This is a genomic window from Agrobacterium tumefaciens, from assembly GCF_005221385.1.
GTDB lineage: Bacteria > Pseudomonadota > Alphaproteobacteria > Rhizobiales > Rhizobiaceae > Agrobacterium > Agrobacterium tomkonis.
Window position 1 is genome coordinate 219,236 of the sequence record NZ_CP039905.1, and the last position, 20,513, is coordinate 239,748.

Sequence of the window (20,513 nt, forward strand, 5' to 3'; positions counted from 1 at the left end):
TATCGTCGGATTCGTGAAACTCTTGATTCGCAATACTTTGATGGCGACCGCATGGAGATCGAAGCTCAAACGATAGAAGCAATGTGGCGTGCCTTGCAAAAGCCCGCACCGGCGATGTCACGTCGCGCAAATGCGATGGACGGGCGCATCGCGGCGTCGGGGTGGGCCTCCGCCGTTGATCTCGAGGACTATCTTCTTTCACAGGATCGCCGACTCGATCCTCCAGCCGTCGTCGACCCCAAAATTTTGGCAGGAGCGCTGGGCCTGCCTTTTCGCTCGGTGTTCCCTCGACCGCAGCGCCGCAACGACGACGACTCTGGATATGACATGCTTTCAGCGGCCGATACCGCGGCGCTTTGCATTTGGCTGGAGCGACTCGGCTTCCGCATCGATGTCGCCGACCTTTGCGCGCGCGTTCGCCCGCGTCTGGACGCAACAACGCACCTGACCGACGAGGAGATTTCAGTGCTCTTCTACGAGGCGAACCGGCACCGCCTCCCGCCGATCACGCTTTCTGCCCCGCATCGGGAGTGGAGGGGCATGATAACGTCGCTCAAGACATCATCGGGATATCGCTTGGAATGTGCCTTTGACGACGACGGTCACGCGTTGTGGCTCACCGCTCGGTCCCCAAAGTACCGCAAGCGGCCCGAAGCGATAGCAGTGACATGCCCCGATTGCGGAATGACGTACGTCAAGGGCTCTCGGACCGATGGGCAATTGCATCGTTCTTTCCACCGGAAGCGATTCTCCGTCATCGAACCCAAGCCGCATCGACGCTTCAGCGAAGCACTCAATCGAGATCTGAATGCCGCATGGGTAGATGCCAGGTCCCCGAAATGGAAACGCGCAGAAGTCTACAGCCGGGCGCTCGAATTTAAGCGCGAACTCGGCTACGACTTCACACAGTGGTCGTTAGAAGCCCAGCACGATCCCGACGCGATCGGGTTCCTATTCTCCGACGAAGAGGAGCGCGTCATCGGCGCGTGCTCTTTCCGGCCGCAGGATGGGGCGAGTGAAAGGCCGTGGCGCCTTGATTGGATTTGGATCTGCCCGGACGCCCGCCGCCTTGGCCAGCTCGATCGACATTGGGACCGCTTCCGCCAGCGTTTCGGCGTTTTCGACGTCGAGCACCCTGTTTCCGATGCAATGCGTGCTTTTCTGCGCAAGCGAGGTAGCGCCGACTTATTGCGGTAGCATGCAGACGATCACACGGTCACCTCGGGTCTCAGGTTTTGACCCCGTAACCCTCACGCTGCTGGATTTAAAAAATGGCAACGAACGAACCTCGCGACCATCACTACGTTCCACAGTTCTTCCTGCGAAACTTTGCCGTCGACGAGGCGAAAGCCAGGATAACGACGGTCGGAAAGCATGGCTCAATGGCGGTCTGGGGCGAACGTTCCATCGAGAGCCTCGGCTACGAACGTGACTTCTATGTGCACCTGCGCGCCGGCATTCCGGTGTCGGCCGAAACGGATATCAACCGTCGCGTCGAAACGCCGATCTCGCAAAGCGACACGTGGGCAAAAATCGTGAGCGGCCGGACCGACGCCCTCGATCAATCCGACAGAGCGATCCTTTACGCCCTGATACGGCATCTCGAGGCCCGGACGCCGCACTACCAAAGCACAATGAATGAGCTCACGCAGATGGCGAGGGACCCGCTTGCGGAAATCGCTTTCGCCGATGAGGAACGCGCCGCCTACGCGGCGATGCACGCTGATCCGAACCTGGCCAAAGCAATGCAGAATCAAATGGCCTCATCAACGGCATGGGCAGAGAGCAGCTTCAAAGGCGCTCTTATGATGATACTTCGCTCTCCGATCGCCCTACGTTCCTCAACAACTCCAGTGTTCTCGATGCCCGCTCCGCACCATCCGGCAATGGCGCTCCCGCTTCCCGGCATGGTTCCATACCAACTCGTGTTGACGCTCAACCCAACCACGATGGCCTGCCTGGTCCTCGGCGACTTCGATGGCGCATTTTCAAATCGAGAAATCGACGCTGCTACTGCCATGGGTTTCAACCGGCACTTCGTTGGTCAATTCGCCAAATTCGACTATGTACGCCACTTGATCACCCCTGCCGACAACATCGCTGTGGATATGACCTGGGCACCCTACGACCTTGTTGAAAGTTCACAGCGCAAGATTGTCTTTCGCCGGCGCGCTTAGGTCTCATCTCGACCAGTTTTTGACGACTACAAGTGAGCGGCAGCCTGCTATTCTTTCTGGCTTCTTTGAAACAGTTCAAGGACCCAAGGGGAAAAGTGCTGCTCCTGAAAAACCAGGCTGAGGTGTTTTTTCGGCCGAGTCACGCCGACATAGAACAAGCGCCTTGCTTCTCGAAGCCCGGCCGGTGTGCGTTTATCCCGATCGCTCGGGAAATCTGTGTTGTTGACCCCGTACATGATGACGGCGTCAAACTCCCTGCCCTTCGCGCTATGCAGTGTACTGAGGTTAACGCGCCCTGCTCCTTCGATACGCCCAGCGAAGTGCGCCAGCGAGAGATCGAGGTCACGCGCCGGATCCGTATTGGCGATCATTTCGTCGCAGACTTGCCATTCTTGTTCGGAATTTCGCGCAACGTCACTCCATGGCGTTATGAGCTCTCGCGAGAAACGCTGCAGCCACGCATGCGTCGTCTCCGCAGTCCCGATTGATGCATTCAGGAACGCCATAAGCTGCGCGGACAAATCCTGTTCCTCGCCTTCGCTGGCATGCCGCCCGAACACAAGCGTGATCGCCTGCGACAAAAGCCGCGCATAGGGTGGATCGGCATCACGCCAACCACCGGTCGCCCAGCGCGCGCACTCCTCAATGAAGCGCGCAAGGCGCGAGTTTCTCCTAACCAGGGCGTTGGTGTCGGTTCGAACAAAGGGAATGTTGGCATCTTTCATTACGGTGGCGACCTTGTCGCCGAGCCACGCGGCTCGGTAAAGGACCGCGATCTGCCCAAGCTCGAATCCTTGCTCGATAAGCTTTGGGATGATCGTATCGGCGATGACTTGCGCCTGCGAGTCAAGGCCATAGGGCGCCTCCCAGAAGCTTAGATCTCCTTCGGGCGCGCCGTCGACGCCACGGTAGTCGCGTTCTTCACCGAGCGCACCCAGAGACGCGCGAATAATTTTTCCGCCGGAACGATAGTTGAACCGCAGTTTGATGGTCCGCACATCCGTGCGGCGCGTAAGGCTTTCGAGGAGTTCGGGATTGGCGCCGGCAAAGGCATAGATCGACTGGTCAGCATCGCCAACGGCGAAAAGTCGGATTCCGCCCTCAAAGCACAAGAGCAGAACGAGTTCATGTAGCGCATGGCCGAGATCCTGATACTCGTCGACGAACAACACCGGGAAACGCGCGCGAAGTGCCTCACGGATCCAGACGTTTTCCTTGATCATGCGATAGGCCAGAAGCGGCATGTCATCGAAATCGAGCAGACCCTGTCGCCGCAGTTCCGCCTCATAGGTCTCGATGAAAGCGGCCAGTTCGGGATTGCGCCCACGCCATTCAGGACGCGAACGATCAACGTCGCGCTTGCGCTTCTCGGACGCGAACTCCCAACGCTGGTGCGGATTGTCGGTACCGTTGATGGCGTTCCTGTACGCGACCTCCACCGCAGCTCTCGCTTCCAATCGCGTCGCAACCCTGAAGTTCGCAGGAAGGCCGATTGGCACACAGCGGGCATAGGGGCCAATCACCTGGCTCGCCGCAAAGCCGTGCACGGTGCCGATGAAGGCGCGATCTCCAGGAACAACGCCAAGGCGGGCGAGACGGGTTTCGAGTTCGATAGCGCACTCGTTATTGTAGGTGATGCAGGCGACACCTCGGGGTTCGGCGACGTCTTGGGCCAAAACCCGCGCCATAGCCGTGGTCAGAGTTTTGGTCTTCCCACTTCCGGGACCGGCCAGCACGATGCAATGCCCGGTTTCAACGACAGCGGCCGACTGTTCCGGGTTCGACTTGAGCTCCGCTAGGGCCTGAAGAAGCGAGCGATCACTAGACATGAGCAACCAATCCAACGACCGCGTTGATCGCGCTTTCGATATAGGCCGGCGGCTTGAGGCCTACGGATTTCTTCGCCAGGCGGGCGCCGAGCCGCCCCTTGCCAATGTCGGCGATCATGGCAAGCAATTGTGGGGCATCGACCGCCGCACCAGCTCGCCAGGCGGCGATGCGTCCCGTTCGCACCGAGCCAAAGTCCTGCTCACCCAGGATATCGAGAAGCGGTTTCAGCAGGACGGGCGTATTGGCAACAGACACTTCAAAGGTTTGATCGTTGAGAAATATGCCAGATTTTGCTGCGTTCACGCTGAACGCGGCATGGTCCATTGGCTCCCATGTTGCCAGTTGCGCAGGCGTGAGGAGCGGCAGACCGCGAACCGCGAGTATATCCTGCCAGAGATCCAGAGTCCGCTTCTTTCCCAGAGGAGGCTTGGTGCCATCGAGAGGATCCCAGTCGGTGATCACGCTATAGGGAAGCTTCAATGCTTCAGCGAGCTTTACATAGGGGCGGAAGTTGACCCCGCCGACATTGCAGACCGTTATCCCAAGCTCATCCAGCGAATGACCGAGTGATGAGGCGAAGATGGGCAGGAGCGCTTCCTCCGCGTCTCCCTCAATGAAAATGGCGCCTCGGGCGAACAGCAGCTCAGCGCGTGTCGCATTGAGATACGTTTCAAGATCGTCGATCTCGTCCGGCGTTACCGGCAGGTTCGCCAACGAGAATGCCTGGGTCGCCCCAGCCTGCTTCTTCAACTGGACGATTGAGCGCAACGGGGTGACTGCTGCCAAGGTCGGCGAATGACTGGTGACGATCATCGACTGCGACGCGTCGACGTTGCCAAGCAGCTTCTTGAAGACGGATCGCTGGAGTTGCGGATGAAGGTGCGCCTCTGGCTCCTCGATGCAAAGGAGCGAGAAGTTTCGTTCGTTCTTCTTCCGGCGCCATGAGAATTCTGCGAGCTTCAAAGCCAACAACGCCACGTTGGCCGAGCCAAGACTGGCATCCCCAATGCCACGCTTTCCATTGTCGATGAACATCGCAATCGCCCGAAAAAGGCGCAGCGGGTCGTTCGGCGCGAATCTCAGGCGAGCATCGATGTCGTGTGGCTTTCCGGAAAGATGGACGATACCCGCCCGCAATTCATCTTCCAGCGTCTTGATCGTCGGAAACGTTTCGAGCGTCTTGGTCGCCTTGTCGAGTTCGGCAGCCACTGCGTCGATGTCCGCGCGGCTGATCCCGGAGACGGCATCCTCGAGCAGAGGGCGCAATGGCGAATTGCGCCAGCTGCCCAATTGCCCTTCGGCATCGCGCAAGGCGTCCAATAACTCGATCGCGATGCGGCGACGCACCCTGCTAGGAAGCGAGCGGGTTTCGTCGCCGCCACCGAAAACGAGAAACTCACAATCGGCACTTGATTGCGGAGCGCCAGTGATGTCGGACTTCTTGCGGAAGACGTAGCTGAGCTGCGCGACCGTCGGATCGTGAGCGGCGCGAAAATCGGTCAAAAGCGCAGTCAAGGCCATGTCGGTAGCGAAATCCGAGAGCTCCAAATGGACCTCAATGGGCCCACTGAAATCGGCCGGCCCACCATCCCAGAAGTCGGTCAGCTTCAGTTGTCGGGCCGAGTCAGGCAGGGTTGGATCGAGTATGAGCTGGATTGCGAACAGCAGATTGCTTTTTCCGACTCTATTCTGCCCAAGCAGCACGACATTGCCAGATAGTGGAATATCGATAGATTGAAAGTTCCTGAAATTTCTTATGCTCAACTTGCTCAGACGCATTGCATCCCCCCGGGAATCATAAGCTTTTACTACGTAGCATTTGAGTAGATCGAGAGCCTGGGCAATGATCGAGACTCGGTCGAACAATAGCGTAAAGTAACAAGATGATCACTCGCTCTACCCACATCGTCGACGGTTTGCTAGCTTTGCGCAGCGCTCGCGCTGCAGCCGCCATGGGCGGTGCCATCGGCCGCGAAATCCTGACGCTTCCCCTTCTCGCCGGCCGCCTTGTCGGCGGGTTCACGACACCCGCAGGGACCGATGTACTTTACCCGGCGATCCAGGCAGCACTTGCTGCCGGCGGTTTTCAGGATATTGCCGACATCGCAGGTTTGCCGGGCATGCCACGGGCGGTCCTTCAATCGCTCGATTCGGTCTGGCGGACGGACTTGGATTTAGCCTCACTCGCCCACGAGGCGGCGCGATTCCACGACCTTGCCCTGATCGAGGCGAGAATCCGTGAGAGCATACCGGCTACCCATTTGCTACCGCGCGACCTTCGCGACGCGGCCGTCAAACGTGCCAATCACGCCCGCCGTCTGCTAGGATCCGTCACGCTTGCCGGAATCGTCGAGGTTGATCCGGTTTGGCGTCCGCTTCTCACTGCGATCGTGCGCGTCACCGACCTGTCCTGGGATATGCCGGACGGTGTGGAGCAGCCTTGGTTCGGCGGCGCGATCCGAAAGTGCGCAGCCCCTGGTCCCACACAGATTTCTGCCGAAGCGAGCGCCGATCCGAAGTCCGAGGTCGTGGAGGCGCTGAGATGGGCTAGGCGACTGCTATCGACGGGCCAGGTCAAGGCAGAAGACATCGCAATCGCCGCGACTTCGACGCAAGACTGGGACGACCACTTTCTTGCCTACGCGAGAAGTGCGGCGCTGCCGGTCCATTTTTCTCACGGCGTTCCGGCGCTGAGCACAGCGGACGGCCAGACCTGCGCCGCTCTCGCCGATATTCTAGTCAAAGGTCTCACCCAGGAACGCGTCTGGCGCCTAATCCGGCGCCTTCCGGCGCGGCCGTTCGCCAGGTCGCTTCCCGAAGATTGGTTCGCCGGCATTCCGAGAGGCGCAGCGTTACGGACGCTTGATCAATGGCGCGAAGCGCTGACGGCGGCCAGGCCCCGGCGGGCCGCGGCCGAGCCGGCCGAGCAAACGCTTCTGCCGATCCTCGATCTCCTTGCCCGAGGACCAGAGGCTGGAAGCGAAGCGGGGACGCGGCTTTTGAGCGGAGCCAGCCTGACGATGTGGGAAGAGGCACTGCGAAGCGCCCCGCCGCACGCAATTGCGCTATCGCTCCAAGCACTACGCGTCGCGGATCAACGCGAACCGGCCAATAGCGTTGTCTGGTGTCCGGCATCGCAGTTGGTGTCGTGTCCGCGACCGTTCACACGTCTCCTTGGCTTCACCAGCCGATCCTGGCCACGTTCGGACCATGACGATCCCCTAATCCCACATCATATGCTTGAGCGCCGCAAGCTGCATCCGGTGAGCACCGCCGAGCGAGACCGCCTTCATTTCGAGATCATAAGGGCACAATCGCGCGAGCAACTTGTCTTGTCGCGCGCTCAGCGAAACGCCAGAGGCGGCCAGCTATCACCAAGCACCTTGTGGCCGGGCGACTTGGTCGTTCACAAACGCGACCGTGTGCCAGAACACGCCTTCAGCGAAGCCGACAGATTGCTGGCGCGCGCCCGCGACGCCGGGCAGCTCGCCCATGTGCGCCAGGCTCAGCTCTGCTGGCGAAACTGGCAGTGGCGCGCGGATCTCACCGCACATGACGGATTGTCGAACGCCAATCACCCAGCGATCGAGGCGGCCCTGATGCGGGTCCAGTCGACGACCTCCTTGCAGCGTTTGTTGCGTGACCCACTGGGATTTGTTTGGCGATATGCGTTGGGCTGGCGCTCGGCTCGACAAGAGTCCGACCCGTTGGAGCTTGATCCAACGTCGTTCGGCGAGCTCGTGCACGAGTTGATCAGCGGTGCGATCTCAGCGCTCGAGCCCACGCCGGGTTTCGCGCGCGCAAGCGCCGATGAAATCGACGCAGCAATCGAAGGCTCTTCAGCGGCTATCCTCGCCGCATGGCCGTTGCAACGATCCGTTCCGCCGTCGATCCTCTGGCGCCATACGGTAACAGAAGCGGCCCGCAGGACGGCGAAAGGCCTTGCTTCCGACGATCCGGTGCGATCCGACACGCGAAGCTGGACCGAGGTGCCATTCGGCCAAATCGATCCGGTAGCCGAACAAGTGCCATGGGAGGCAACCTTGGCGGTTCCGATTGAGCCGACGGGCTTGGTCTTCGGCGGCCGGATGGACCGCCTGGATATTCGCGCGACCGGCGACGCCGCGCGGATCACGGACTACAAAAGTATCAAGCCGCCTCCAAGAGCCCAACGGATCACGCTTGGACAAGGGCGCGAGTTGCAGCGCGTGCTCTACGCAATTGCAGTGCGGACCTTGTTGCCCGAGGTCAGAACAGTGGTCGCGCGTCTGATTTATCTGGCGGATGACCCGGCAACCTTCGAGCTCAAGGGGGACGAACTCGACGATGCGGTCACCCACGCCACCGGCTACCTATCGGCGGCGACGGCAATTTTGCGCAGCGGCCGGATTGCGCCCCGTTGGGAGAAAGACGCGTTCTATGACGACATGCGTCTTGCACTTCCAGCGGACCGCGAAACCTATCTTCGTCGCAAAGCCTCTGAATTCCGCGCAGCCAACCAGCAGCTCAATAAGCTCTGGAGCGCCTCCACATGACGCTCGTCGATCAGGATAACCGTTGCCGGGCAATGGCAGACTTCTCGTCGATCCTGCTGGTGGAGGCGGCTGCAGGGACCGGGAAGACGTCGCTCATGGCCGGGCGCGTGGCAATGATGCTCGCCGCAGGTCACCGCCCCGGTGAAATCGCCGCGATCACCTTTACCGAATTAGCGGCAAGCCAACTTGCCGCGCGAATCAAGGAGACCGTCGAACTCCTGCTGGCGGGCAAGATTCCAGCTTTCCTGAAGGCGGTCATTCCGAACGGGCTCTCCGAGCAGCAGCGAAGCGCCCTTGTCGCCGCATCCACGCAACTCGACGAGTTGACTGCGACAACCATCCACGGCTTTTGTCAGGCGATCATTCGCAGCCATGGCGTCCAGGCCGGCCTTGATCCTGGCGCTCGCATCGCCGACGCGACCGTCGCTGATAATTTGTTCATGGCGGAATTATCAGCGTGGTTCTCACGCCGGCTCGCGATTGACGCCTCAGAGGACGATCCGATCGTCGTCTTGGCAGAGCAAATCCCGCTGCAAGTGGTCGACCTCGTCCGCGAACTTGCACTCCTCCGGCGCAAGCACGCCGATGCTCAGCCGATCGTTCCGCCCCGAGGCTTGAGACCTGACATCGACTTCGTCCAGGCGGTCGACGACTTCGAACGATGGAGAGCAAGCGTCGGGGAGGAGGTATGGGAGCGAGAAATCGCACAGGAGCTCCGAAGGCTTGCGACGCGCTACCAGGGCTGCTTCACCGGCGATCCGGATTTCCGCTCGCTGTGGCAGCTTTGCGACCCAGGATCGGGCCGGTTGTTTGGACGGAAGGGATTGCAGCTCAAGACCTATGACGAGGCCGCCCGTGGTTTTGGCGCTCACACCAATGACATTGGCAACGATGCTGGGCGGGCGCTGTACGAGGCGGTCAACGATGCATGGGGCCAGCTCATTGGCAACATCGCGAGCACGCTCGTCTGTTCGCTATCAGGCTCGCTTGACCAACTCCTGGAGAGCTATCGCGCCCGGAAACGCGCGGCGGCAATTTTGGATTTCGACGATCTGATAATTCACGTGCAGTCTCTCATGCGCTCACACGAAGAGGTTCGGCAGGCAGTTGGGCGGCGCTATCGGTATGTTCTAGTCGACGAATTTCAGGACACAGACCGCATTCAAATTGAAATTTTGTTCTCAATCGCTGCGACCGCCGAACGCCCAACGCATTGGGAGGCCGCGCGGCTGCGTGCCGGAGCACTTTTCCTTGTCGGCGATCCGAAGCAGGCGATCTATCGCTTCCGGGGTGCCGATATCGAAGCCTACGAGCTTTGCCGCAGGCTGATCCAAGGCCAGGACGGCGGAGCTATCATCGAGGTCACGGCCAATTTTCGATCGCTTAGCCCGATCATCCACCACGTCAATGCAAGTTTCGAACCGGTTTTTGCGAAGCCTTCGCAGCCCCGATATGTCGCTCTTGCTCCAACACTGTCCGACGTGTCGCAAACCCTCCCCTGCGTGGTACGTTCCACGATCGAGATCGCGACCGACGAGCGCATTTACGCAGAGACGTTCCGGGACGCCGAAGCCGAAAGGGTCGCGGATATCTGCGCAGGATTGGTCGGAAACCTGCCAATTCTGCGGGCCGACAACACGCGCACGCCCCTGCGGGCCGGTGACATCGCGCTGCTATCGCCGGGTCACACAGAACTCTGGCGCTATGAACGGGCGCTCGAACAGCGAGGCCTCGCGGTGTCGTCGCAAGCTGGCCAGACCTTGATGCGACGGCAGGAAACACAGGACGTCCTGGCGCTTGTAAGGGTGCTGGCGGACTCGTCGGATACATTCGCCTTCGGCGCATTCATGCGCGGTCCATTGGTTGGGTTCAGCGAACAGGAGCTGCTCGACATAACCGCCGCCCTATCCGCCGATGGGACGGGGCAAACCTTCTTTACGGTGCGCACAGACCCCGACTTGGTGCAGCATCCGCTGGCCAAGGACATTCTCATTCTGCTGCAGAGCCTGCGGCGCAAGGCGTCCGTCACCACCCCGAGCCTCATTCTCGCCGAGGCCCTCGAGCGTTTAAACGCCCGCGTCATCATCGCGGCGCGCCATGGTAACCGGAACGCGCGGGCACTCGCCAACCTCGATGCGCTAATCGAGAGAGCGCGCAGCTACGGAGTTGCCGGCCTGCGCGCTTTCGTCCGCGATCTCCACTCTGACTGGGAGCGCAAGGCGAGAGCACCGGAGGGTCGCATCGACGCCGCTGAGCATGCGGTCGAGATTGTCACGATCCACAGTGCGAAAGGGTTGGAATGGCCGGTGGTCATTCCGATCAACTCGACGACAGAGCTCTATCGGCCGGACCAGTTCGTTCACAGGCAATCTGACAACAGCCTGCATTGGATGATCGGTGGCGTCACGCCCCCGGAGCTGGCTGCGGCGCGCGCGGCGGAAAGCCTCGAAGATGCCAATCAGCGGGAGAGAATTTGGTATGTGGCGTGCACACGGGCGCGAAACCTTCTGATACTTCCTCATATCCCCCAAGCGTCAAAGGATTCGTGGTTCAGCTCCGTCGATCTTCGTCAGCTTGAAGTCCCGGAGCTGGATCTTTCTTCATTCACGCCACTGACAAACCGTTCGGGCGCCTCTCAACCGAATGAACAATCGGCTCAAATTTTTGCGACGGAACAGCGTTTTGTCGAGGACAGCGCGCCGCCTCTGGTATGGCGTCGGCCGAGCGAGCATGACGGTGATCGTCTTGGCGATGCTCTCGACGGGGTGATCACCTTAGACAGCCAGGCCGAGCGTCTCGAAATTGCAGGCGCCGGCGCTCGGCGCGGGGTGATCTTGCATAAACTTATGGAGGAGCTCCTAACCGGCGAACTCGCGAATGAACTGGCGGCGAGCGTCTCACGCGCCCGCTTCCTACTCGATCAGCTAACGCCTGGCACCGAGGATGATCGGGCGCGACCCGATCCCAATGAAATGGCGGCGGCGGCCCTTCGTACGCTTGCCTTGCCTGAAATTGCTGAGCTGCGGCCTCGTCTAGTGCCTGAAATGCCAGTCTGGGCGTCGGACGAGAACGTTCTTGTCGCCGGTCGTGCAGATGCTTTGGCCATCAGCGACCAGGGTATCGACACCGCATTTGATTGGAAGTCGGATGTCAATCCCACGCTCGCCGTTCGCAAAGCACACGCGCAACAATTGCGTGACTATCTCTCGGCGACCCATGCCGCTCGGGGAGCTGTTGTCTATCTCACCAGCGGCGAGATTGTCTGGGTCGAAGCTGAAAATGGCGAGCACGTATCGCGAGAGCCGGTCGCCGACCGTGACGCGCCTTGAAGCCGGCGCGCGCTGGAAGTCACCAAGAAGCTTGCGGTCCGCTTACTGGCGGTGCACGGCCGTTTCCAGCGTGACGTCCGAATTCGCGAAGCGGCATTTCCGCGTCTTAATTGCCGCGGCGACAAGTCTACGACGGCAGCACCACTCCCGGATCGGCACGAGCTGCCGCCCAGACGGCTCCTCAACCACAGCGGTCGGGCGGCTTTCAGACGCCCGCAGCGTGTAGTCCCAATTCGGGCGAGTTAGCGCCCAAAGGCCGATCAGTGTCCGCGTAAACCGAACTCCGCGATAATAGCAGGCCGAGCGGCCAAGAGGCGTTCGAGATGGCTCTCGGGCCACATCTCAATGCGCGGCGACGCGCCATTTGCATTGTGCTGCTCGATCCAAGTCACGGCATCAGCGGTGAAGCGCCCGCTGGTTGCTATGATCAGCACATCGACCCTAGGATTGGGCCAAAGCGACATTTGATCCTTCGTCGACGAGACCTCAGAGAGGCTCACGCTACGGCTCGTCCAATGCTTACACTGTATTACAACACGAAGGCGCAACGTGCCCGACAGCTCGTCCTGAATCACGCGCATCACAGATAGATCTCGACCTCTGTCAGGCGCTCTCGTCTGCATCAGCCACTCTGGATTCTCGTAGCCCAGGGTGTCGCTGATGAGCGTGAAAATCAGACGTTCAAAAGTCTGGTCATCGATCTTAGACCAGCTCAATGCCGTCGTGATTGGGCCAGTGGGCCGCGTGGCGACCAAGGCCGACAAGTCCTCGACCTGGACAGGGACCGCCTCGTTGACGCCGTACAAACCCTTACGCAGGCTGTCCTTTACGTCAGGCCAGTCCATCGCTTCGATATCGTGGAGGTCGCCGACGCATCCAAAATGAATGTGCCGCATCATGTCGGACCACCGCGCCGGCTTCTTCACGCTCGAACCAAGCAGCACCTCAATCTGCTTCATGTGCTCACGCATGTCGCTCCATACTTCTTTGTCGATCTGCTGCCGGCGTTCTGCGTCCACGCCTACGACCGCGCGAACCCCTCGAAGGTCCGCATCGATCTGATCAATCAAACCGATGAGCGCGTCACGGATAAGTGCCCTTCGCATATTGTTGAACCGGAAGCGGTACTCCTGCAGTTCACGCCCTGGCTCCTCGATCCAGCGTTCGACGGGTACATGCGCGCTTGGCTCATCGAGCTCCATCGCATCCAGCCGGCTTTGCGCGAGCCCGTCGAGATCGGGAGGTGTCGCCGTCGGCTTCCATCCCCCGATTTTCGGAAGGCTTGCGACGAGAACATCGAAAGAGCGCGCCCGATCCTCGTATTCGACATTCCCACCGAAAGCGATTCCAGTCGGGATCAGCGCTGCCATCTCGTCCCAGAGCCGTTCCAGCTTGATGAGATTGGCTTCCGTCGCCTCGAACTGCTCGAGAGCCGCCATGATAGCACTACCTGTTGCATCCGACCTAAGCATGCGTCTCCACTCCGCCTCGCCATGGAGGCAACACAATGAAACCGAGTCTTTACTGAAACCCCTCTCTCAATTTTGCCTTTCCTGCCTCCAGAAAGCGCGACAACATCGCTTCCATCGCCTCGGCGAGATTGTCGGGCTTTTCCGCCCGCAGCTTTTCCGATTCCTCCACAAGGCTAGAAAGCACGTCCCGGAGAACTTCCGGCGACGCCGTCAATGTCCTCAATGTCTTCAATCCATTCTGCGCATAACCAAGAAACTCGGCGTTTCTCTCGGTGATCTCTTCAAGCATTTCGCTGGTAATGCGTTCATTTGGCGCAACGAACTCGCCGCCAACCCAGTCCACATAGAACGACGCGTTCTTGTTTTGATTTGACTCGCGATGAAATTCGTCTTGAGCCTTCCTGAACGCTTCCATCGCGGCGTCCCAGTCGCCACGCGCTCGCGCCTCCCGCTCGTCCTCGGATGGTTCGAGCATGTAAGCATTGGATTTGTTTTTCGACGAATGCCGCGCAAACGCGGCCAAGACCTTCTTCTGATCAACCTCAAGGCCGAGGACAAGGCTAACACCCCACGCTCCAAGATTGTTCACCTTCGAACACTCCTCGAGCGAAATCTGGTGCAGGCAAAGGGCGCGGGCCACCGCACCGGCCTTTGCCAGCAGCTCCGCCTCAAAGAAGAGCTGCTCCGCATTGGCGAACATCTTCTCTGCGCCCTGGAGCAGAGCGTCCAATGACGCTTCATTCTCACTCGCCTTGCTATCCGCCATGCATGCTGCCCCTCAGTCGTTCGTGTCCATATCCACCTCCGCGATCAGCTCTTCGGCCAATTCCGAAAGCCACGATGAGACATCATCAATCTGCACCGCGTTGCCGTGAACCGCGTAGTAGTCGCCGACTGTTCGAAATCTCTCTCCGAACCGATCCGCAAACATTTTCTGCAGCTTGCTGTTTCTGCTCAGCACGCTCGACATTGCCCGGCCACCTCGCAAAAACCTGATCGCATGTTCGGTCCCGAGCAGATAGAGGTGCTTGCGCTTCATCGTTGGATGTTCGGCAAGCAGCAGATAATCCTTGAAAACGGAATTCTGGCGGATCGTTTCCGCGCCGCCACGCCATCGGATGAACTTGAATTCGGCAACCCGAACGTTGGTCTCAAGATCGAAGTCGCGGCCCGTATTCCCGGCGCCGAGCGACACAGATTCGACCCGCTCGTCCGGCTCGAGAATGTGGGGCAGGCACATTAGGATGCCGAGCGCATGGATCGTGACGTTGATTTGGCCGGCCAGCCGCTTCATCCCCGCAGCCGCCGCGAGAACTTCGCGGCCGGCCCCTGCACTTTCGAGGAAGCCGGTGCAGTCTCCTGCCGTAACGCCGCGAACCGCGCCTTCGATGCGCGAAAGCGTTTGTGTAAGGTCCGGACCAGTGAATCGTCCGACCAGCTTGACGATCTCGGCCGGGTCCGCGGTCAATCTGCTCCCTCCAGCTCGAGGTGCTTCCATCCCGTCAACTCTTCATCCAGTTCGGAGTCAACATAGACGTCGCAACGAGGGGCAACCCCCGCCTTCACGTCGATCACCAGATGAAGGCCGACCCTATAACCATAGGGTCCAGCTTGCTCGGTCATGCCCTTGAGCTTCCAGATGTCCCCCTCGAAGTCCTTGTTCGTCGACTTCTTGACCTCGACGACCAGCAAGTTCTCCCTCTTTCCGACCCGATGCACGATGAGGTCAGGCACGATGGCGTCCTTGCCAATCAGTTCATGATCGCTGAGACCGTATCGAAGACGCTTTATGACATCTTCGCGGCGATTCCATTCGAGATCGATCGACCAACCGGCATACTGCCCATGCAGTAGATCGCGAATTCGAGCGACAAGCGCGCGTTCGGCCGGATCGGCATAAGCAAGATCCTTGTCCTGCAGCAGTGCGCGCACTGCGGCCGCGAATACTGAAAGTATTGCCTGCAAATCGTCCCTCATGACACTCACATATCATGAAATACTTCTAAAAAAATCGGGGGCTTCCACGTGAACATCGAAATCGGCAGCAAGAATGCGATAGCGCCCGCCGGGCGCTTCAGCCCGACGTCTCCCGAACGCAGCAGACCGCTGCGGTTATCGGACACTGGGTCGCCTGGCGTCACTCGCCCTCTGAGCCGTCTCCGTTTTCGTGCATTCGCAGCTCACGGCCAGCACACCTAGCCTTTTGCGGCGCCAGCCGTCCCATCGATTTCGCCTAAGAGAAGGGATAACTTAAAAGAAAGCGGGAGGAGATCCCTCTTAGGAGAAGCGAAAGACGTATCGACATGCCGGGAAACACAGACATGGAATGCTTTCGCATCGATGAAAGCGGATATACGGGGTTTGACCTCCTCAATGAAGATCAGCGGTTCCAGGGCGCTTCCGCGATTGCCGTCAGCAACGAGGATGCCGCACGCCTTATCAAGGAACACTTCCCACGGCTCCAAGCGTCGGAACTTAAATATCGCTCGCTGTCGCGCCGCCCTGCCAATCACCAGAGGCTGCTCTTGTTGCAGCGCGATCTTCTTACCCACTACAAGAGCGTGACCTATGTCTGCGACAAGCGCTTCCTGCTTGTGCTTATGTTCCTAGACTATGCCGTCGAGCCCTTCTACTACGAACGGGGCATCAACTTTTACGAACATGGGCAGAACTACGCGATGGCGTCGTTGCTCACAATGGCGGGGCCCACGCTTCTCGGACAGGCAGCCTTCGACAATATGCTTGCGGCATTCCAGCACGCTGCCAAGGAGAAGACGCCAGACGCTCTGAAAGCGCTCGTCACAGCCGCTCGGTCAACAAGATGGCGAGAATTTCCCGAAGCGTTGGGACCACTTGCCCAGTACGCCGCACCCGAATGTCTCTCGGCAATCGCAACGCCCGGTGTGAACACTGACGCTGCACTGGTAGTATTGCAGTCGCTCATCAGCCGAATGGAGGTAATGGCGGAGGGAGCTTATCGCGTCGAGCACGACCAATCGAAGAATTTGCTCACCTACCACGACCTCCTGAAGCGCTTCATCGAGCATGACCAAGAAATCGAGTTCCACCAAACCGAAATCGCATCCATTAAATTCCCCCTCAAGCTCGCGGAAGTGACGCAGGTCGATTCCAAAAGGAGTTCCGCCGTGCAACTCGCCGATGTCATGATCGGTGCCGCGATCGAAGCTGCAAACAGTATGACGGGCCTTCGGTCCGGTGGGCCTGATCCCGAAGCGGTCATGTCACTCTATGCCGACAATCAATTCATCCATTTGATCCCATCCGTCGACTTCGAGGAGCAGCGGCGTTTCAGGCAAGGTACCCAGGCGGCCGAGCTAATCGACTATTTTTCTACAAACTTCTTTGGTTCACGCGGAACCTGATGCGCATCATACGCCCCACGCCCGAAACCTCCCCCTCCCCGTCATCTCCCTGAGGCCGAGTTCCAAAACGATCCGCCGCGCCGCCTGCGGCGTCACGTCGAGCGTCTTCGCCACCATCCCGGCCGACACAAGCGGTTTTGCCATCATCAGCTCGACCAGTTCCGGCAATTTCGAAGACGAACGCCGTCCCACCAGCTTCCGGTCCATCATCGTTTTCGCCAACGTCAGCCTGTCGTGTTCTTTGATGCCGATCTCGGCCGCTGACAAAAGTCCGTGGGCGATGGCGAGCAGCCGGGTTTCCCGGTCGCGGTGGCGGCGCCGATCGACGGGAATGGTTTTGAGGCCGAGATTGATGGCGGCGAGATGGGCACCGGTGGTGATGCCGGCCTGCCGAAGAATCGACGCGGCCAACAGCCTGCCAAGCCAAGGGGCGTGCTGCAGCACGGACAGCTCATTCCATGCGTCGAGGGCAACGATTGCCTGCAGCACCGCCGGCAGGTGTTCGGCCTGGCGCAGCACAGCACGCCATTCGTCGAGCCGGGCATCTTCGTCCCAGTCGAGATCATAGATCATCGGATCCTTTTCCGGACGGCTGGCCGTCGCACGGTCGCCGGCGCGGCCGGGACGTGTTGCGTCCTCGATCGCGGCCGACGATCGGGCCAGCGTCGCATCGATGGCCGCGAGGTCGACGCCAAGCAGATCTTTGTCACCCTCACCATCATCTCCTTCCCCTTTCCGCTCGACCAGCTGTGCAGGCTCAACTCTGCGGACGTTCGCGGCGCTATCAGAACCGTCTGATGGTCCAGGCCACGCCTGGGTCTGTCGCAACGTTCGGATACCGTCGGCGGACAAAGCCCAGTCCGGCGACTGGCCAGCGATGCGCCGGCGGGTTTTCAGGACGTCACGGGCGATTGTCAGCTCATGGGTGGGTGTGCGAATATCCTTTGTGGCGTCGTGGAGGACGAGGTCTTCGAGATGGACGAGTTCGCCGTCGATCCACAAAGAGGCGCAGGCATCGGCGAAATGGGCGCGTTCGATCCAGCCCCGACCGACCGGCGAACGGGCGATGCGCTCGTCGAGACGGGTCAACGCAGCACCGGTGTCGCTTTTACTTTGCGATTTCAAACGGCAGAACGTCATACGTCTGTTAGAGTTAGCGCGCAAAAATAGCCCCGATTGTCGCTAACGATTTCGATGGGGCTGTGCATGCCAAAGCCATTTCAAAATCGTGGAAGTAGCTGTGGCCCATCCCAGGCAGACTGGTTGAAGGCACGCCGGACCGCCCGAGAGCTTGACCGGATCTTGGATGCGGGACGAGCTAAGAAAGACGCGATTGTCAGGGCGGCGGCTGAACTTCACCTGACGACCCGACAAATCTATAACCTTTTGGCCCGATATCAGGCTGAGCGAAGAATAACAGCATTATTGCCTCGGCTGCCTTCCGAGCGACGCAAGCGGCTATCGGAAACGGCGGAAGACATCATCCGCACGACGTTGCGCGACCAGTGGATGATACTTGAAGCACCGCCTCTTGCGCCAGTCGTTGCCGAGATTCGCGCCCGATGTGAGGAGGCGGGGCTCGCAGCTCCCTCCTATGTGACGATTTCCCGGCGCATCCCGTCGTTGTTTTCGGCCGCAGAGATCGCCAGAAAGCGTTCGGCCAATCCAAAGCATCTGATGCGGCTCAAGCCACGGCCTGGTTACATTCACGCGCCGAACCCGCTTGATGTCTGCCAGATCGACCATACCCCAACCGACATCAATTTCGTGGAGGTGGTCGACAACGGCGGCGTATTTGTCGGCCGCCCGTATCTGACGGTAATAACCGATGTCGCGACGCGTGCCATTTTCGGCTTCTGCCTTACCCTGGAAAAGCCATCGGTGTTGTCTGTTGCGCTCTGTCTGGCGCAGGCGATCTGCCGAAAAGACGCATGGCTTGCATCGCGTTCGATTGAACATGCTTGGCCGATGTTCGGCCGTCCGAAACTTCTACTCACAGACTCCGCGATGGAGTTCAAAGGCAATGCATTTCAGCTGGGCTGCGACGATTACGGTATTCGCATTCGCCATAGGGACCGCGGTAGAGTCCATCAAGGCGGTGTCGTCGAGCGATTGTTGGGAAAACTCAACGGAGTGCTCGCCACATATCCCGGGTCTTCAGGTCGTTCTGTGGCTGATCGTGATGAATATCCCGCACATCGACGCGCTTGCCTAAGCTTTTCCGAACTGGAACGCTGTATAGCGCTGGCGGTCCTCGATCATAATCGACAAGAAAACTCCAAGACGCTGAAAGTGCCTATCACGGAATGGCTACACCGTAGCGCGGGTTTGCCCGAGCGGATGGACGCCCCAGAACAAGTGCTCTTATCGTTTCTACCCAGTGCGGAGCGGCAATTGTCTCAGCAGGGCCTAAGCATGTTCGCGCTGCATTACTATTCGCCCTGGCTCGGCTCCCTCGTCCCAGAGCGCGACCGGCTCGGAAAACTCGAGGTTCGATACGATCCCCGTGATATCAGCCATATATATGTTCGTGATCCGGAGACGCGATCGTTTCGACCAGTCGAACGACGTGATGGCTGCCTCGAGCCGATGACGCTCTGGGAACACGATGCTTATCGCGCGCAGTTGCGAGCCGCCAATCACCGCTCGAGCATAGATAAGGTGGCTCTGCGCCGTGAAATCTCTGCGATCGCCGATGCTGCCAAGCTCTCAAAGCGGGAAAAACGCGACGCCGTTCGCAGGGCACATGCTGCTGCAGCTAACAAGCCTTATGCCACAAGCGCTCCGGAGGAGACTGCGGCCCAAGTACGTCATCCGGTGCGGCAGAAAAAACGTCTACCGGTGGAAGATTGGTGAGCGGTATGGCCGATCATTTATTTGAGCATGTGCGTCCTCTTCTCAATCTGACAGACGACGAGCGCATAGCATATATCCGGGCTCCGAGATGGGTCGGCCATCAGGTCGCACAGGACAGCCACCAACGACTGACTGAGCTACTGAACCGCCCAGTTTCTTTGCGAACCCAAGGGCTAATGCTCGTCGGGCCTTATGCGAATGGGAAGACAATGATCGCAGAGCGTTTCGCGGTCGAACACTTGCGTGCTTCGCCGAACCAACGGGTGTGGATCGTTCAGACGCGCGAGGGAGCGGGGCTCGGCCATTTCTACGCCAGTATCCTTCAGGCCTTTCATGCTCCTGGCGGCGACATGTGGAATGTCAGCCGAAAAGCGGAGCAATTGGATCACTTGCTGGCGAGCATCAAACCCAGGATGTTGATATTTGACGAATTCCACAATGCGTTACGAGGACGTTCCCGCGACATCGAGGGGGTATTCGCCTTTCTCCGTCGGATCGGCCGCCAATACGATATCTCCCCCGTGCTCATTGGCGAGGTCGCCATCTACGATTTCGTCAACGCCACAAGCGAGATGGCAACGCGCTTCGACCTGATCGCGATCCCGAGATGGCAATACGACGAAAGCTATCTGATGCTTCTGGACAGCCTTGAGGCGGCACTGCCTCTCGCGAAAGCCTCCGATCTGTCAGGTGAAACATTGGCTCGACGAATTTTCAGTCTATCGGAAGGTTTGATCGGAGAGATTGTCTCCGTTGTGACCAAAGCTGCCGTGGCGGCGCTCCGCTCGGGGGCAGAACGCATCACCAAAGCCGGTATCGATGAGCTTGGCTACATCCCCATTTCGCATCGACGTAACGCGACGTTGCGAAGGCAGCTGATTTGACTTCGAGAGAAACCAATGCTCCGTTCATCGAAATCGGTGAGCGCTAT

At 59.4% G+C, this 20,513-nt stretch carries 14 protein-coding genes; 7 read left to right on the forward strand and 7 right to left on the reverse strand.

Annotated features, from left to right (window positions below; genetic code table 11):
* The first annotated feature begins 51 nt into the window (after positions 1 to 51).
* On the forward strand, positions 52 to 1,197 hold the full coding sequence (locus CFBP6623_RS26220) for a C2H2-type zinc finger protein (RefSeq protein ID WP_080843353.1): 1,146 nt from the start codon (positions 52 to 54) through the stop codon (positions 1,195 to 1,197).
* Positions 1,198 to 1,271: 74 nt separating this feature from the next.
* Positions 1,272 to 2,177: a DUF4238 domain-containing protein gene (locus tag CFBP6623_RS26225; RefSeq protein WP_080843354.1), complete on the forward strand. Its 906-nt coding sequence runs from the start codon at positions 1,272 to 1,274 to the stop codon at positions 2,175 to 2,177.
* 47 nt (positions 2,178 to 2,224) lie between these two features.
* Here the strand turns inward: CFBP6623_RS26225 and CFBP6623_RS26230 are convergent, their stop codons facing one another.
* Together CFBP6623_RS26230 and CFBP6623_RS26235 are read right to left on the reverse strand one after the other, a co-directional pair.
* A complete protein-coding gene (locus CFBP6623_RS26230) occupies positions 2,225 to 4,006 on the reverse strand; it encodes an ATP-dependent helicase (RefSeq protein ID WP_080843355.1) in 1,782 nt (593 codons plus the stop codon).
* The gene (locus CFBP6623_RS26235) at positions 3,999 to 5,786 is read right to left on the reverse strand and encodes an ATP-dependent nuclease (protein WP_080843356.1); all 1,788 of its coding nucleotides are present in this window, start codon (positions 5,784 to 5,786) and stop codon (positions 3,999 to 4,001) included. Before CFBP6623_RS26235 ends, CFBP6623_RS26230 begins: the two co-directional genes overlap by 8 nt.
* A 104-nt stretch (positions 5,787 to 5,890) precedes the next feature.
* On the opposite strand from CFBP6623_RS26235, the gene CFBP6623_RS26240 reads away from it, so the two are divergent.
* Together CFBP6623_RS26240 and CFBP6623_RS26245 are read left to right on the forward strand one after the other, a co-directional pair.
* On the forward strand, positions 5,891 to 8,542 hold the full coding sequence (locus CFBP6623_RS26240; protein WP_080843357.1) for a PD-(D/E)XK nuclease family protein: 2,652 nt from the start codon (positions 5,891 to 5,893) through the stop codon (positions 8,540 to 8,542).
* Complete coding sequence (locus CFBP6623_RS26245; RefSeq protein ID WP_080843358.1) at positions 8,539 to 11,871, forward strand: UvrD-helicase domain-containing protein; 3,333 nt, start codon at positions 8,539 to 8,541, stop codon at positions 11,869 to 11,871. The genes CFBP6623_RS26240 and CFBP6623_RS26245 overlap by 4 nt, the downstream gene beginning before the upstream one ends.
* Positions 11,872 to 12,131: 260 nt before the next feature.
* Here CFBP6623_RS26245 and CFBP6623_RS26250 read toward each other — a convergent pair whose 3' ends face one another.
* The 4 genes from CFBP6623_RS26250 to CFBP6623_RS26265 all read right to left on the reverse strand — a co-directional run bounded on the left by CFBP6623_RS26250 (position 12,132) and on the right by CFBP6623_RS26265 (position 15,320).
* Positions 12,132 to 13,310: a restriction endonuclease gene (locus tag CFBP6623_RS26250; protein ID WP_208613764.1), complete on the reverse strand. Its 1,179-nt coding sequence runs from the start codon at positions 13,308 to 13,310 to the stop codon at positions 12,132 to 12,134.
* An 82-nt stretch (positions 13,311 to 13,392) separates the two neighbouring features.
* A complete protein-coding gene (locus CFBP6623_RS26255) occupies positions 13,393 to 14,109 on the reverse strand; it encodes an AbiV family abortive infection protein (RefSeq protein ID WP_052760369.1) in 717 nt (238 codons plus the stop codon).
* Between the two features lie 12 nt (positions 14,110 to 14,121).
* A complete protein-coding gene (locus tag CFBP6623_RS26260) occupies positions 14,122 to 14,811 on the reverse strand; it encodes a hypothetical protein (protein ID WP_052760370.1) in 690 nt (229 codons plus the stop codon).
* Entirely contained in the window at positions 14,808 to 15,320 is a 513-nt protein-coding gene (locus tag CFBP6623_RS26265; protein WP_080843360.1) for a hypothetical protein, read from the reverse strand. Before CFBP6623_RS26265 ends, CFBP6623_RS26260 begins: the two co-directional genes overlap by 4 nt.
* A gap of 344 nt (positions 15,321 to 15,664) precedes the next feature.
* Between CFBP6623_RS26265 and CFBP6623_RS26270 the strand changes: the two genes are divergently transcribed.
* On the forward strand, positions 15,665 to 16,726 hold the full coding sequence (locus CFBP6623_RS26270) for a DUF3800 domain-containing protein (RefSeq protein ID WP_080843380.1): 1,062 nt from the start codon (positions 15,665 to 15,667) through the stop codon (positions 16,724 to 16,726).
* A 6-nt stretch (positions 16,727 to 16,732) separates the two neighbouring features.
* Here the strand turns inward: CFBP6623_RS26270 and CFBP6623_RS26275 are convergent, their stop codons facing one another.
* Positions 16,733 to 17,866 carry an RHE_PE00001 family protein gene (locus CFBP6623_RS26275; RefSeq protein ID WP_080843361.1) on the reverse strand — a complete coding sequence of 378 codons (1,134 nt, stop codon included), beginning with the start codon at positions 17,864 to 17,866 and terminating at the stop codon, positions 16,733 to 16,735.
* Positions 17,867 to 17,932: 66 nt separating this feature from the next.
* On the opposite strand from CFBP6623_RS26275, the gene CFBP6623_RS26280 reads away from it, so the two are divergent.
* Complete coding sequence (locus CFBP6623_RS26280) at positions 17,933 to 19,582, forward strand: Mu transposase C-terminal domain-containing protein (protein WP_080843381.1); 1,650 nt, start codon at positions 17,933 to 17,935, stop codon at positions 19,580 to 19,582.
* Positions 19,583 to 19,587: 5 nt separating this feature from the next.
* On the forward strand, positions 19,588 to 20,466 hold the full coding sequence (locus tag CFBP6623_RS26285) for a TniB family NTP-binding protein (protein ID WP_080843362.1): 879 nt from the start codon (positions 19,588 to 19,590) through the stop codon (positions 20,464 to 20,466).
* Positions 20,467 to 20,513: the final 47 nt, after the last annotated feature.